9 protein-coding genes are annotated in these 14,405 nt (G+C 65.2%); 5 read left to right on the forward strand and 4 right to left on the reverse strand.

Going from position 1 to position 14,405, the window contains the following annotated elements; all coding sequences use genetic code 11:
* Positions 1-8: 8 nt before the first annotated feature.
* A complete protein-coding gene (locus IVB01_RS34690) occupies positions 9-956 on the reverse strand; it encodes an alpha/beta hydrolase (RefSeq protein ID WP_247277686.1) in 948 nt (315 codons plus the stop codon).
* A gap of 206 nt (positions 957-1,162) precedes the next feature.
* Here IVB01_RS34690 and IVB01_RS34695 point away from each other — a divergent pair, with 206 nt between their 5' ends.
* Positions 1,163-1,630 (forward strand): Hsp20 family protein, encoded by a 468-nt coding sequence (locus tag IVB01_RS34695; RefSeq protein ID WP_247277687.1) that lies wholly within the window; start codon positions 1,163-1,165, stop codon positions 1,628-1,630.
* A 312-nt stretch (positions 1,631-1,942) separates the two neighbouring features.
* On the forward strand, positions 1,943-2,713 hold the full coding sequence (locus IVB01_RS34700) for an alpha/beta hydrolase (protein WP_247277688.1): 771 nt from the start codon (positions 1,943-1,945) through the stop codon (positions 2,711-2,713).
* A 139-nt stretch (positions 2,714-2,852) separates the two neighbouring features.
* Here the strand turns inward: IVB01_RS34700 and IVB01_RS34705 are convergent, their stop codons facing one another.
* The gene (locus IVB01_RS34705) at positions 2,853-3,635 is read right to left on the reverse strand and encodes a hypothetical protein (RefSeq protein ID WP_247277689.1); all 783 of its coding nucleotides are present in this window, start codon (positions 3,633-3,635) and stop codon (positions 2,853-2,855) included.
* A 489-nt stretch (positions 3,636-4,124) separates the two neighbouring features.
* Here IVB01_RS34705 and gltB point away from each other — a divergent pair, with 489 nt between their 5' ends.
* The gene (gene gltB, locus IVB01_RS34710; protein ID WP_247277690.1) at positions 4,125-8,858 is read left to right on the forward strand and encodes a glutamate synthase large subunit; all 4,734 of its coding nucleotides are present in this window, start codon (positions 4,125-4,127) and stop codon (positions 8,856-8,858) included.
* A gap of 155 nt (positions 8,859-9,013) precedes the next feature.
* Positions 9,014-10,465 (forward strand): glutamate synthase subunit beta, encoded by a 1,452-nt coding sequence (locus IVB01_RS34715; RefSeq protein WP_247277691.1) that lies wholly within the window; start codon positions 9,014-9,016, stop codon positions 10,463-10,465.
* Positions 10,466-10,667: 202 nt separating this feature from the next.
* Here the strand turns inward: IVB01_RS34715 and IVB01_RS34720 are convergent, their stop codons facing one another.
* Positions 10,668-12,422: an outer membrane beta-barrel protein gene (locus IVB01_RS34720; protein WP_247277692.1), complete on the reverse strand. Its 1,755-nt coding sequence runs from the start codon at positions 12,420-12,422 to the stop codon at positions 10,668-10,670.
* A gap of 192 nt (positions 12,423-12,614) precedes the next feature.
* Between IVB01_RS34720 and IVB01_RS34725 the strand changes: the two genes are divergently transcribed.
* Positions 12,615-13,622 carry a KpsF/GutQ family sugar-phosphate isomerase gene (locus IVB01_RS34725; RefSeq protein WP_247277693.1) on the forward strand — a complete coding sequence of 336 codons (1,008 nt, stop codon included), beginning with the start codon at positions 12,615-12,617 and terminating at the stop codon, positions 13,620-13,622.
* Positions 13,623-13,781: 159 nt separating this feature from the next.
* Here the strand turns inward: IVB01_RS34725 and IVB01_RS34730 are convergent, their stop codons facing one another.
* A complete protein-coding gene (locus tag IVB01_RS34730) occupies positions 13,782-14,333 on the reverse strand; it encodes a carboxymuconolactone decarboxylase family protein (RefSeq protein WP_247277761.1) in 552 nt (183 codons plus the stop codon).
* Between the last annotated feature and the right edge of the window lie 72 nt (positions 14,334-14,405).

A 14,405-nucleotide genomic window follows, 5' to 3' on the forward strand; every position in this document is an offset into this window, starting at 1 on the left:
CAGGGCTCTCACTTGAACAGCGGCGTGCCCGGCACGAAGGCGTCGAAGGCGGCCCAGAACTGGGAGCGGTAACGGTCCTGCTCCTGGAGTATCTCGTGCTTCGAGCCCGCGATGACGAGATGCGAGCCGGCGCGCAAATGATAGGCGAACTCCTCGATCGCAGCGGTGGAGACCACGGTGTCGCTGGAGGCCGCCAGCATCAGGATTGGCTGGCGGATCTCTGACGGATATTTCACGCGCTTGAAGGTTTGCATCGCGCTGAAGGCAGCGTCGGCCCAGGCCACCGTCGGGGACGCCAGCCCCAGCGTCGGATCCTCCTCCAGGATCGCGACATTGCGCGCATAGCGCACGGGATCGCTGGTCAAGGGATTGTTGATGAAGGGATCGAGCCCGGTGATGCGGCTGCTGCCGCCGGGGACATAACGGCTGCCCTGCCCGAACAGGCGCATCGTCTTTATGAGCGCGCGGGCCGGAAACGACGTGGTGCGGCCAGGCAGGTCGATCATCGGCGCCGACAGCACCATGCGGTCGAACCAGCGCTTGCCGGCATGCGCGACCCGCAGCAGCACCGTGCCGCCCATGGAATGGGCGAGCGCAAAGAACGGCGGCGGGCAATCCGGCAACACCACCTGCTGCACGAAGGTCTCGACGTCCACCTCGAAATCGGCGAAGTCGCGCACATAGCCCTTGCGCGGATCGCGCAGGCGGCGCGAGGAATGGCCCTGTCCGCGCCAGTCGATCATCGCCACCGCAAAGCCGCGGTCGCGCAAATCCCGGACCGTCTCGAAATATTTCTCGATCTGCTCGCTGCGCCCGGTGAAGACGCAGACCGTGCCCTTGCGGCCCGCCGGCGGCGCCCAGCGCGCAAAGCGCAACTCGGCGCCATCGGGGGTCTTGATGGTGCCGCTGACGACGTTTTCGGGGACGGGATTGGACGGGATCGAGACCAGCGTCATAGGCGGGAAGTACTGCAAATCAAGGGGCTAAAGCGCCGAAAAGGCGCAAATGCCGCCCTCTTGAACGCCGTCTCGTTCCACCCATATCATTTTCGTGCAGGCCGCTACCAGTGTTTCGGAACCGGAACATCAGGCTGCACACAGACGAAAGCCCGGCCCGATTGGCGGGCGGGTTACCCAACAGTCGCTCTATGGAGGACTTGACCATGCGTAGCTATGATCTCACCCCGTTCTATCGTTCCACCGTCGGCTTCGACCGCCTCTTCAGCCTGCTCGACCAGGCAACATCGGACGGCAGCCCCGGTTATCCCCCCTACAACATCGAGCGCACCGGCGAGAACGCCTACCGCATCACCGTTGCGGTCTCTGGCTTCGCCAAGGATGAGCTCTCCATCGTCGCGAAGGAAAACACGCTGACGATCAAGGGCGAGAAAGTCGCCAACGAGAACTCGCAATCCGAAGTGCTCTACCGCGGCATCGCCGCGCGTGCCTTCGAGCGCGCCTTCCAGCTTGCCGACTTCGTGCAGGTGAAGGACGCCTCGCTCGAGAATGGCCTGCTTCACGTCGACCTCGTACGCGAGATTCCCGAGGCCAAGAAGCCGCGCCAGATCGCGATCAACACCAGCGCCCCGAAGGCGCAGGTGATCGAGAGCTCCGCGCAAGCCGCCGCGTAAAGGCACGTCACTTCCAAGTTGCGAGAACGCCCCGGTGCCCCGGGGCGTTTTTTTCGTTCGTGATCGCGCCTCCCGCCGTCGTTCTGGCGAAGGCGACGACCCACACCCCAGCGAGACGATTGGCGAAGACTCGCCTCCGGCACGAACACCTCACTTCGGCCGATAGACCTCGCGGTATGGGTTCTGGCCTTCGCCACGACACCGTTTCTGTGCCGCTATTGCACCGCATCACAGAGCAGTGAAGTCGCGTAACGCGGCCACCCCTCCCTCCGTCCTATGGTCATCGAAACCAAAACGAGACGGAAAACGATCATGACACTCTGGCGCAGCCTTTTCGTCGCCGCGAGCCTTTTAGCGGCCCCCATCCGCCTTGCCGACGCGCAGACACCGCAAACAGTGAAAGCCAACAACGTCGTGCTGGTGCACGGCGCCTGGGCCGACGGCTCGAGCTGGTCGGAGGTGATCCCGATCCTCCAGGCCGCAGGCCTGCACGTGACCGCCGTGCAGAATCCGCTGTCGTCGCTTGCGGACTCGGTCGACGCGACCAAGCGCGTACTGGCTGAACAGGACGGACCGACCGTGCTGGTCGCGCATTCCTGGGGCGGCACCGTGATCAGCCAGGTCGGCACTGACCCGAAGGTCACCGGCCTCGTCTATGTCGCTGCACGTGCTCCCGACGCGAACGAGGATTTCGTCGCGCTGTCCAAGCAGTTTCCGGCGGGACCTGCCCGCGCAGGCATTGTCGAGCGCGACGGCTACACAAAACTCTCGGAAGACGCCTTCCTGAAATATTTCGCCAATGGCGTGAAGTCGGAGCAGGCCAAGGAGCTCTACGCGGTGCAATGGCCAACCGCAGCCTCAATCTTCGCCGGCCGCACCACGGAAGCTGCATGGCACAGCAAGCCGGCCTGGTACGCGGTGTCGAAGAACGACTACACCATCAATCCCGATCTCGAACGTTTCCTCGCCAAGCGCATGAACGCCACCACGATCGAGCTCGATGCCGGCCACCTCTCGCTGGTGTCGCATCCGAGGGAAGTGGCGAAGCTGATCCTGAACGCGGCGGGGTATGGGCATAGCTGAGGAACGATGGCCTGATGCAAAGGCGCCCGAGATTGTCGGGCGCCTTTCATTTTTGCCCACATCTCTCCGCAGCGTCCTGGTGAAAGCCAGGACGACACCGAGGAATTTAAGACGGGCCGTCGCGTCAAGCAGCAGCTCGCTAATCCAGGCCCTGTGCGGCCGGCATCTCCTGGGTCGGCATGATCGCCGGCGCCGGCTTGGCCTGAGCGACGGTTGGCGGGGCCGCCTGCGGAGCGGCCTCGGCAGGCTTTGCGGCCACGGCAGTGGTCTGCTGCGCGGGCCGTGCCTGTACCGGCGGCGGCGCCTGAGCCTCCTGCCGCGCGGGTTCGGCCGGCTTCGCCGCGGCCACCGGCGTCGCCCCGCGCCGCGGGGCAGCCTTGGGCATCGGCACCGTGCGGCTGGCGACATGCGGAATCGAAGCCGGCGGGCGCGGCGGGCCGCTGCGGATCACCGTCGGCGGCGGGAGCGCGCTTTGCGGGCCGTAAGGCGCGACCGCGTGCTCGTCATAGGCGGGCGCCATGCCGTAGGCGTCACTGGCGCGCATGAAGCGGATGATCCGTCCGTCGCGGGCGTCGATCACCAGCCGGCCATCGTCGCCGCGATGGTCGATCACTGCGATGGTGTAGACGCTGCCGCGCAGGCGCGGGATGCCGAGCGGCGAGAAGCCGTTTTCGCGCAGCACCGCATAGACCTCGGTCGACGGCAGCAGCACCGGGGCCGGACCGCGCCCCTCGGAGCCGTAGCCATAGCCGTAACGCGGCGGCGGTGGCGGCGCGGCCTCCGGCGGCGCATAGGGTCCGTCGAAATCCGACACTGCGATAACGCCCCCTCTCCCGATACCGTTCGGAGGAGCCTGCGCATGCCCCGCACTTGCGGCCAGCGCCAGCGCGGCGGCAGCCACACATCCTGTGAAAAACTTCATGGTCGAGACGCTCCTGTCAGGCCCCCCGACGGCGGCCCTCTTTCGCTTCGCGCGGCGTGGCGCGCCTTCCGAAGGGTTGATCCGAAGCTTCATTCGGGATTTCGGCGCCCGCGGGGCCGGATCGGGGCACGTTTGCTTCAAAACCGGGGCTGCCGGCCTACGGAAAGCGGGAATTGACACCTCGGGAATCGGGACTTGTGCGCGCTTGTGTGCTAGACAAAAATTTGGCAAGGTGATGGTTAGGACAGGAAAGCTGTCTCAATTTTGCTTGCGGTCCCCGGCATGGGGATTGCAGCGAAAGCGGTGCTCTCGAGCGCCGGGAAGGTACCAGGCAAAGCCGTTCTCGGGGACGAAGAACGCCTAGGCCTGAATTTAAGAAAATGCGGCTCGCTAGCGGACGAGCGGTGACCCAGAGGCGGGTGCCGCGGAACGCCCAAGGTGCGCCGAAGATGGCGGTGAGGCAGCTTGCCGCATGGAGAGGACAGGACAATGAACGGGTCGCAATTCGGGCGCGCAAACATCGTGGCAGAACAGCTGTCGGCGACGGTCGCCTCGAAAACGACCGATCCGATTCAGGAACACAATTCGCGCCCTGAAGCCGAAGGCCTGTACGATCCGAGCCTGGAGAAGGACTCCTGCGGCGTCGGCTTCATCGCCAACATCAAGGGCAAGAAGTCGCACGAGATCGTCGCGGACGCGCTGAGCATCCTCTGCAACCTCGAGCATCGCGGCGCCGTCGGCGCCGATCCGCGCGCCGGTGACGGTGCCGGCATCCTGGTGCAGATCCCGCACGCCTTCTTCAGCCGCAAGGCGAAGGAGCTCGGCTTCGCGCTGCCGAATCCGGGCGAATATGCCATCGGCGCGCTGTTCATGCCGCGCGACACCGCCTGGCGCAACGTCATCAAGAGCATCATCGCCGACCAAATCAAGGAAGAGGGCCTGACGCTGCTCGGCTGGCGCGACGTGCCGACCGACAATTCCTCGCTAGGCATCACCGTGAAGCCGACCGAGCCGGCCTGCATGCAGGTGTTCATCGGCCGCAACGGCACCGCCAAGACCGAGGACGAATTCGAGCGCCGGCTCTACATCCTGCGCAAGTCGATCTCGCAGGCGATCTACCAGCGCCGCGACCGCGGACTTGCGGGCTATTACCCCTGCTCGATGTCCTGCCGCACTGTGATCTACAAGGGCATGTTCCTCGCCGACCAGCTCGGCAAGTACTATCCCGATTTGCACGAGAAGGACTTCGAGAGCGCGCTGGCACTCGTTCACCAGCGCTTCTCGACCAACACCTTCCCGGCCTGGTCGCTGGCGCATCCCTATCGCATGATCGCGCATAACGGCGAGATCAACACGCTGCGCGGCAACGTCAACTGGATGGCGGCGCGCCAGGCCTCGGTGAGCTCCGAGCTCTACGGCAAGGACATCAACCGGCTCTGGCCGATCTCCTATGAGGGACAGTCGGACACCGCCTGCTTCGACAACGCGCTCGAATTTCTGGTGCAGGGCGGCTACTCACTGCCGCACGCCGTCATGATGATGATTCCGGAGGCGTGGGCCGGCAATCCCTTGATGGATGAGAAGCGCCGCGCCTTCTACGAATATCACGCCGCGCTGATGGAGCCGTGGGATGGCCCCGCCGCGATCGCCTTCACCGACGGCCGCCAGATCGGCGCCACGCTCGACCGCAACGGATTGCGGCCGGCGCGCTATCTGGTGACCAAAGACGACCGCATCGTGATGGCGTCCGAGATGGGCGTGCTGACGATCCCCGAGGACCAGATCATCACCAAGTGGCGCTTGCAGCCGGGCAAGATGCTGCTGGTCGACCTCGAACAGGGCCGCTTGATTCCCGACGACGAGATCAAGGCCGAGCTTGCCAAGAGCCATCCCTACAAGGAGTGGCTGGAGCGGACCCAGATCGTGCTGGAGGAGTTGCCGAAGGTGCCGACCACCGGCGTGCGCTCCAACCTGTCGCTGCTCGATCGCCAGCAGGCGTTCGGCTACAGCCAGGAAGACATCACCATCCTGATGACGCCGATGGCGGCCACAGGCGAGGAAGCCGCGGGCTCGATGGGCAACGACACGCCGATCTCGGCGCTGTCGGACAAGGCCAAGCCGCTGTTCACCTACTTCAAGCAGAACTTTGCGCAGGTCACCAACCCGCCGATCGACCCGATCCGCGAAGAGCTGGTGATGAGCCTCGTCTCAATCATCGGGCCCCGGCCGAACCTGTTCGATCTGCAAGGCATGGCCACGACCAAGCGCCTCGAAGTGCGCCAGCCGATCCTGACCGACGCGGACCTTGAAAAGATCCGCTCGATCTCCGAGGTCGCCGAGTCGCACTTCAAGTCGCGCACGCTCGACACCACATTCCACGCTGGCCTCGGGGCGGCCGGCATGGATCAGGTGCTCGACGAGCTCTGCGCGCGCGCTGAGAGCGCGGTGCGCGAGGGCGTCAACATCATCATCCTGTCCGACCGCATGGTCGGCACCGACCGGGTGCCGATCCCGTCGCTGCTGGCCTGCGCCGCCGTGCATCACCACCTGATCCGCACCGGCTTGCGCACCTCGGTCGGCCTCGTCGTCGAATCCGGCGAGCCGCGCGAAGTGCATCACTTTGCCTGCCTTGCAGGCTACGGCGCCGAAGCGATCAATCCTTACCTCGCGTTCGAGACCATCATCGCGATGAAGGACCGCCTGCCCGGCTCGCTCGACGACTACGAGATCGTCAAGCGCTACATCAAGTCGATCGGCAAGGGCCTGCTCAAGGTGATGTCCAAGATGGGCATCTCGACCTACCAGTCCTATTGCGGCGCGCAGATTTTCGACGCAGTCGGCCTCAAGGCGGACTTCGTCGCAAAGTTCTTCGCCGGCACGCACACCCGCGTCGAGGGCGTCGGTCTTTCCGAGATCGCCGAAGAAGCGGTACGCCGCCATGCCGACGCGTTCGGCGAGGCGCAGGTCTACAAGACCGCGCTCGACGTCGGCGGCGAATACGCCTATCGCAGCCGCGGCGAGGACCATGCATGGACCGCCGAGTCAGTGTCGCTGCTCCAGCACGCCGCCCGCGGCAATTCGCAGGAGCGCTACCGCGCCTTCGCAAAAATCCTCAATGAGCAGTCGGAGCGCCTTTTGACGCTGCGCGGCCTCTTCCGGATCAAGAACGCGGAGGAGGAGAAGCGCAAGCCGGTGCCGCTCGACCAGGTCGAGCCGGCCAAGGAGATCGTCAAGCGTTTCGCAACAGGTGCGATGAGCTTCGGCTCGATCTCGCGCGAGGCCCATACCACGCTCGCGATCGCGATGAACCGGATCGGCGGCAAGTCGAACACCGGTGAAGGCGGCGAGGAAGCCGACCGCTTCAAGCCGATGCCGAACGGCGATTCCATGCGCTCGGCGATCAAGCAGGTCGCCTCGGGCCGTTTCGGCGTCACCACGGAGTATCTCGTCAACTCCGACATGATGCAGATCAAGATGGCACAGGGCGCCAAGCCCGGCGAAGGCGGCCAGCTGCCCGGTCACAAGGTCGACGCGACCATCGCCAGGGTCCGGCACTCGACGCCGGGCGTCGGCCTGATCTCGCCGCCGCCGCACCACGACATCTACTCGATCGAGGATCTGGCGCAGCTCATCTACGACCTCAAGAACGTCAACCCGGCGGGCGACGTCTCGGTCAAGCTCGTCTCCGAGATCGGCGTCGGCACGGTCGCCGCGGGCGTCGCCAAGGCGCGCGCCGACCATGTCACCATCGCGGGCTTCGAGGGCGGCACTGGCGCCTCGCCGCTGACGTCGATCAAGCACGCCGGCTCGCCCTGGGAGATCGGCCTCGCCGAGACCCATCAGACCCTGGTGCGCGAGCGGCTGCGCAGCCGCATCGTGGTCCAGGTCGACGGCGGCTTCCGCACCGGCCGTGACGTCGTGATCGGCGCGCTGCTGGGCGCCGACGAGTTCGGCTTCGCCACCGCGCCCTTGATCGCGGCCGGCTGCATCATGATGCGCAAGTGCCACCTCAACACCTGTCCGGTCGGCGTCGCGACGCAGGATCCGGTGCTGCGCAAGCGCTTTACCGGCCAGCCCGAGCACGTGATCAACTACTTCTTCTTCGTCGCGGAAGAAGTCCGCGAGATCATGGCTTCGCTCGGCTTCCGCACCTTCAACGAAATGGTCGGCCAGGTGCAGCTGCTCGACCAGACCAAGCTGGTCGCGCACTGGAAGGCCAAGGGCCTCGACTTCTCAAAGCTGTTCGTCAAGCAGAAGGAAGAGAACGGCCAGAAGATCTATCATTCCGAGCGCCAGAACCATCATCTGGAGGCCGTGCTCGACCGCACGCTGATCGAGAAGGCGACGCCTGCGCTTGACCGCGGCGCGCCGGTGAAGATCGAGGCCGCGATCAACAGCACCAACCGTTCCGCCGGCGCCATGCTGTCGGGTGCGGTCGCCAAGATCTACGGCCATGCCGGCCTGCCGCATGACACCATCCATGTCAGCCTCAAGGGCACTGCCGGACAGGCCTTCGGCGCCTGGCTCGCCAACGGCGTCACCTTCGAGCTCGAGGGTGAGGCCAACGACTATGTCGGCAAGGGCCTCTCGGGCGGCAAGATCATAGTCAAGCCGCCGAGGAACTCTGCGATCGTGCCGGAAGAGAGCATCATCGTCGGCAATACCGTGATGTACGGCGCGATCGAAGGCGAATGCTACTTCCGCGGCATCGCCGGCGAGCGCTTTGCCGTGCGCAACTCGGGTGCGGTCGCGGTGGTCGAGGGCGCGGGCGATCATTGCTGCGAATACATGACCGGCGGCATCGTGGTCGTGCTCGGCAAGACCGGGCGCAACTTCGCGGCGGGCATGTCCGGCGGCATCGCCTACGTGCTGGACGAGGCCGGCGATTTCGACCGGCTGTGCAATCTGTCGATGGTCGAGCTCGAGCCGGTGCTGTCGGAAGAGCTGATCAATGCCGGCACCTATCACCACGCCGGTGACCTCGAGGCGCATGGCCGGGTCGACGTGTTCAAGAACCTGCTCGCCTCCGACGTCGAGCGGCTGCACGTGCTGATCTCGCGCCATGCCAAAGCGACCGGCTCCAAGCGCGCCGCCGACATCCTTGCCAATTGGAAGGAATGGCTGCCTAAATTCCGCAAGGTGATGCCGGTCGAGTACCGGCGCGCGCTGCGCGAAATGGCCGCCAATGCTGACGCCGAGCCGAAGATCGCAATCGGGGCGTAGAGAATAACCTCATGGTGAGGAGGCGCGGAGCGCCGTCTCGAACCATGAGGCCACCATCCGGGACCTCATCCTTCGAGACGCGGCGCGAAAGGGCGCCGCTCCTCAGGATGAGGAGTGAGAGAACAAACGACTAAGCGGCAGGGACTACGGGTTTAATGGGCAAGATCACCGGTTTTCTTGAAATCGAACGGCATGACCGCAAGTACATCCCGGTCGCCGAGCGCGTGAAGCATTTTCACGAGTTCGTCGTTCCCCTCTCCGAGAAGGAGGTGCGCGACCAGGCCGCGCGCTGCATGAACTGCGGCATTCCCTATTGTCACGGCACAGGCTCGGTCGCGCCCGGCACGCCAGGCTGCCCGGTCAACAACCAGATCCCGGATTGGAACGATCTCGTTTACCAGGGCAACTGGGAAGAAGCCTCGCGCAACCTGCACTCGACCAACAATTTCCCGGAGTTCACGGGGCGCATCTGTCCGGCGCCGTGTGAAGCCTCCTGCACGCTCAACATCGACGACAACCCCGTCACCATCAAGACCATCGAATGCGCGATCGTCGATCGCGCCTGGGACAATGGCTGGGTGAAGCCGGAAGTGGCTACCGTCAAGACTGGCAAGAAGGTCGCCGTGATCGGCTCGGGTCCGGCCGGCATGGCCTGCGCGCAGCAGCTCGCCCGCGCCGGCCACGACGTGCATCTGTTCGAGAAGTACGCCAAGGCCGGCGGCCTGCTCCGCTACGGCATCCCCGACTTCAAGATGGAGAAGGGCATCATCGACCGCCGCGTCAAGCAGATGGAAGCCGAAGGCGTCACCTTCCACTACAACAGCCATGTCGGCGCCGACGGCAATGTCGATCCGCGCGAGATGCTCAACGAGTACGACGCTGTCGCGCTGACCGGCGGCGCCGAAGCTCCGCGCGACCTGCCGATCCCCGGCCGCGATCTCGAAGGCATTCACTACGCGATGGACTTCCTGCCGCAGCAGAACCGCCGCGTCTCCGAGGAGCCGCTCCGCGGCGTCCAGGAGATCCTGGCCGGCGGCAAGCACGTCGTCGTCATCGGCGGCGGCGACACCGGATCTGACTGCATCGGCACCTCGCTGCGCCAGGGCGCGCTCTCGGTGACCCAGCTCGAGATCATGCCCGCCCCGCCCGAGCGCGAGAACAAGGGCCTGACCTGGCCGAACTGGCCGCTGAAGATGCGCACCTCTTCCAGCCAGGCCGAAGGCGCGATCCGCGAATACGCCGTGCTGACGCAGAAGTTCTCGGGCGAGAACGGCAAGGTCAAGAAGCTGCACTGCGTGCGCGTCGACGACAAGTTCAAACCGATTGCCGGCACGGAGTTCGTGCTCGATGCCGAGCTCGTCCTGCTCGCGATGGGCTTTGTGCATCCCGTGCACGAGGGCCTCTTGAACCTGCTCGCGGTCGAGCTCGACGGTCGCGGCAACGTCAAGGCTAACACGCTGGACTACCAGACCTCGCGCCCGAACGTGTTCACCGCCGGCGACATGCGCCGCGGCCAATCGCTGGTGGTCTGGGCGATCCGCGAGGGCCGGCTGTGCGCCCGGTCGATCGATACGTTCCTGATGGGGAAGACGGATCTGCCGCGGTAGTCGCGGCTCGCGCAGCAGCCAAGCTTCAAATGACGCTGTCATCGTCCGCGGAGGCGGACGATCCAGTATTCCAGAGGCTCTCCTTAGAGGGCACGCACTCACCACATCCGCCGCGGCGTACTGGATGCCCCCGCCTGCGCGGGGGCATGACAGCGGAGTGGGGACGAGATAGCGTAGCCTCGAACGACGCGCCCCGTCTTACCTAATTCTGCAACCTCACCCCCAGCATCACCACCGTCCCCGACGAGCTCGCCCCCGCGACGTTCGAATCCAGGATGTCGTGGCGCAGCGTGCCCTTGATCCAGATGTTGCGGTTGAGCTTGTAGATCAGATTGCTTTCGAGCGAGTAAGTCTTGTCGTTGCGATTCTGGTTCTGGTAGTCGAGCGTGCCGTAGGTGAACTTGCCCACGGCGGTGAGCCAGCGGCGGAAGTCGTGGTCGACTTCGGCCGAATAGGTGCGCACCAGGACGCCGGAAGAGCCCGGGATCGTGGTCTCGGCGATCTGCGTGTCGGTGAAGAACTTCACGGTCGTCAGGCCGCTCGCATTCCAGATCAGCGAGCCCGTGGTGAGGAAGCCCGCGAGCTGGCTGAGGCGCGGGTCGACATAGTTGCGCGCGGAATAGCCGATCGAGATCTCGCCGGTGAGGATGCGCGAGAACTCGAAGGAGGAGCCGACCTTGGCATAGCCGCCGTTTGAATCGCGGAAGTAGCCGTTGCGGTCGGCGGCCTGGTCGTGCACGCGGGTGTCGCCCTGGATTTCCAGGAAGGGCTTGAGGCCCGGCTTCAGATCGTAGGAGAACCGGCCCACGCCGCCATATTGGTTGAACTCGCGGTCGGTATTGGCAAAGGTCGAGCCGTCGATGAGCTTTGAATCGGTGTAGGCCGTACGATCGACGGTGGCGCCGGCGGCGACCTGGAAACGGTTGAAGGTCTGGTCGAAGCCGACGGTCGCGCCATAGGCGGCGTAGACCGGAAATTTCTGAAGACCTGCCTGCACGTTCGGGCTGCCGGGATTGTCGGTGGCGAGCCGCAGGCGGAGCTGCGAGGTCAACTTGAAATCGCGGGTGACGTCGAGGCGGCCGTCGACATGGCCGGTGAAATCGGGGCGATCGACCTCGACCGGCGACGGCGAGGCGAAGCCGTTGATGGTCGCCGGCATGTTGTTGGTGTAGCCCGAGAACGAGCCGCGCAGATCGGCGACCAGCGCGTGGCGCTCCCAATCGGACACTACAAGGAGATCAGGCGCGACCACATAGGCCGGCGAACCGACAGGCCTGTTGAGACGCGCGGGATTTGTATCGTAGCCGGCGGAGAGCTCGAGCCCGCCCTTGATCAGGAAGCTGCCGGCATAGTCGCCCACCGCGCCGAACGGATCCTCGTCCAGCTTGAGGCGGCGGCGCAGCGGCTGGCCGGGCACGTTGCCGGCCATCGCCGGCGGCACTGGCGTCCTGTGCGCGGTTTCGGAGGGTGGCGGCGCGATGCGCGGCGGGCCGAGCGTCCGCTCCGGCGTTGCCGGCGCTACCTTTGAGTCGGGGCCGGCGGGGCGCTTCGGCTTCGGCTGTCCGGGATAGAGTTTTGGCTGCTGCCGCTTGCGGTTGAGCGAATCGTAGCCGGAGCCGCTCGCGACGTTGGCCGCGGGCAGGCCGTAGGTCGGGACCTGACCGGCCGGGCTTTGGCCGGCGCGCGAGATCGCCGGGGGCTGCTGGCGCCTGCGCGGATCGTTGGGATCGGGCAGCGTCGGCAGCGCGTCCGAAGGCGCCTGCGGCACGCCGGCGGTGCGCCGTGTCGGCAGCGTCTCGGGCGCGGCGAAGCCGCCGCGGTTGGGATTGAACAGATCAGGCGTGAGGCTCTGGGCCAGAGCCGGTGCACTCTCGAGGGCCGTCAGCATCAGGCACGGCAATACGGCGCGCAGGAAATGCGCGCGTTTGCTCCGGCCAGTGCCTGGAGGCGACCCCACGATGGAAGAACTCCAACGAAATCAAATACTTTCACGACGAGCTCCCACCGCTTGGCGGGAACCATCGTTAATGGAGTTAAAACAATTATGGTTAATGACCAGTTGAGGGATTTGGCCGGCGCGTCGCCTCGCCTGCCCGGGCGTGCTAAGCAGGTGCCAACGGGCGAACGCTCCTCCTCCCTGGACCTGAACATGCCGAGTTCGAAACCGCTGATGACCGCATCATCCGGCTCCATTGCTGATAGCGTCGAATCCGCGCTCCGCACGCTGGAGACGGAGAGCGGCGGCATCAACGCGCTCGCCGCCGCCTTGCGCGGCCCGCTGGGTGCGACATTTGCGAGAGCGGTGGACCTGATCCGCAACGCCAAGGGTCGCGTCATCGTCACCGGACTCGGCAAATCAGGCCATATGGGCCGCAAGATCGCGGCGACGCTGGCCTCGACCGGCACCCCCGCCTTCTTCGTGCACGCGGCCGAGGCCGGCCATGGCGATCTCGGCATGATCACGTCCGACGACGTCATCATGGCGCTGTCCTGGTCAGGCGAGCAGCCGGAGATGAAGAACCTCGTGAATTATTCGGCGCGCTTTGCGATTCCCATGATCGCAGTGACGTCGAGCGCGGCGTCCTCACTGGGCCAGGCCGCCGACATCGTGATCGAGTTGCCGAAGGCACGCGAAGCCTGCCCGCACAATCTGGCGCCGACCACCTCGACGCTGATGCAGGCGGCGATTGGCGATGCCATCGCGATCGCGCTGCTCGAAGGCCGGGGCTTCACCGCGCTGGAGTTCGCGCATTTCCACCCCGGCGGAAAGCTGGGGGCGATGCTGAAATTCGTCCGTGACTACATGCGCACCGGCACGGAAATTCCGGTCAAGCCGCTCGGCACCAAGATGTCGGAGGCCGTGGTCGAGATGTCAGCCAAGGGGCTTGGCTGCGTCTGTATCGTCAATGATGCGGATGAGGCCGTCGGCATCATCACGGACGGCGACCTGCGCCGCCACATGCGGCCCGACCTGCTGGCTGCGTCGGTCGATGAGATTATGACCACTGAACCGAAGACGGTGCCGCCGTCGATGCTCGCGACCGAGATGATCGAGGTGCTGAACACACGCAAGATCACAACGCTGGTCGTGACCGAAGCGGGCAAGGTGGTCGGCATCGTGCATCTGCACGATCTGTTGCGGGCGGGCGTCGCGTAAGGCGCACACACTCCAGGGAGTCATTCCGGGGCGCGCCCGTTTGGGCGCGAACCCGGAATCCATTCATCTCCGAGATCTCTGCCCAATGGATTCCGGGTTCACGCTTCGCGTGCCCCGGAATGACACCGAGGGTGTGGCGCGCAATGACGGCGGAGAGACCTACGCCGGAAACCGCGCCGCGTTCTCCTCCAGCGGCAAGCGCAGCCCGTTCGCCAGATACGACACCGTGCGATAGAAGCCGCACAACAGCATGATTTCCAGGATCTGCGCCTCGTCGTAATGCGCGGACAGCGCGGCGAACTCCTCGTCATCAAGCGTCGCACGATGATGCAGCGCGTCGACGGCCGCAATCAGCGCCTGCTCGGCCGGCGACCAGCACGGTGACATGGCATCGCCCAGCACCGTCGCACGCACTTCATCCTCCATGAGCTTTGCCGGCCCGGCAAAGATGGCGACATGCACCCCCCATTCATACTCGCATTCGTTCAGCGCGCAGGTGCGGTCGATGATGATCTCGCGCTGGCGGAGGGACAGCGGGCCGGGATCGAGCAGGCCGCCGGCGCGAAATTTGTCCCAGGCGCGGCTGTGGCTTGCCATCACCCTGAACAGCACCAGGGGCGGTGCGCCGCGCATGATGCGGTCGAACTGCGCCTGGATCTCCGGGGGATAAGGCGGATCGAGGGGCGCGATACGCGGCGAGGAGGGTGACATGGCAGAAGACATGGACTGCTTCCGTTGCTACAATTATCGTAGCAATACGCTACATTATCTGTAGCGCTACGC

Origin of the sequence: Bradyrhizobium sp. 164, from assembly GCF_023073715.1 — a bacterium.
GTDB lineage: Bacteria > Pseudomonadota > Alphaproteobacteria > Rhizobiales > Xanthobacteraceae > Bradyrhizobium.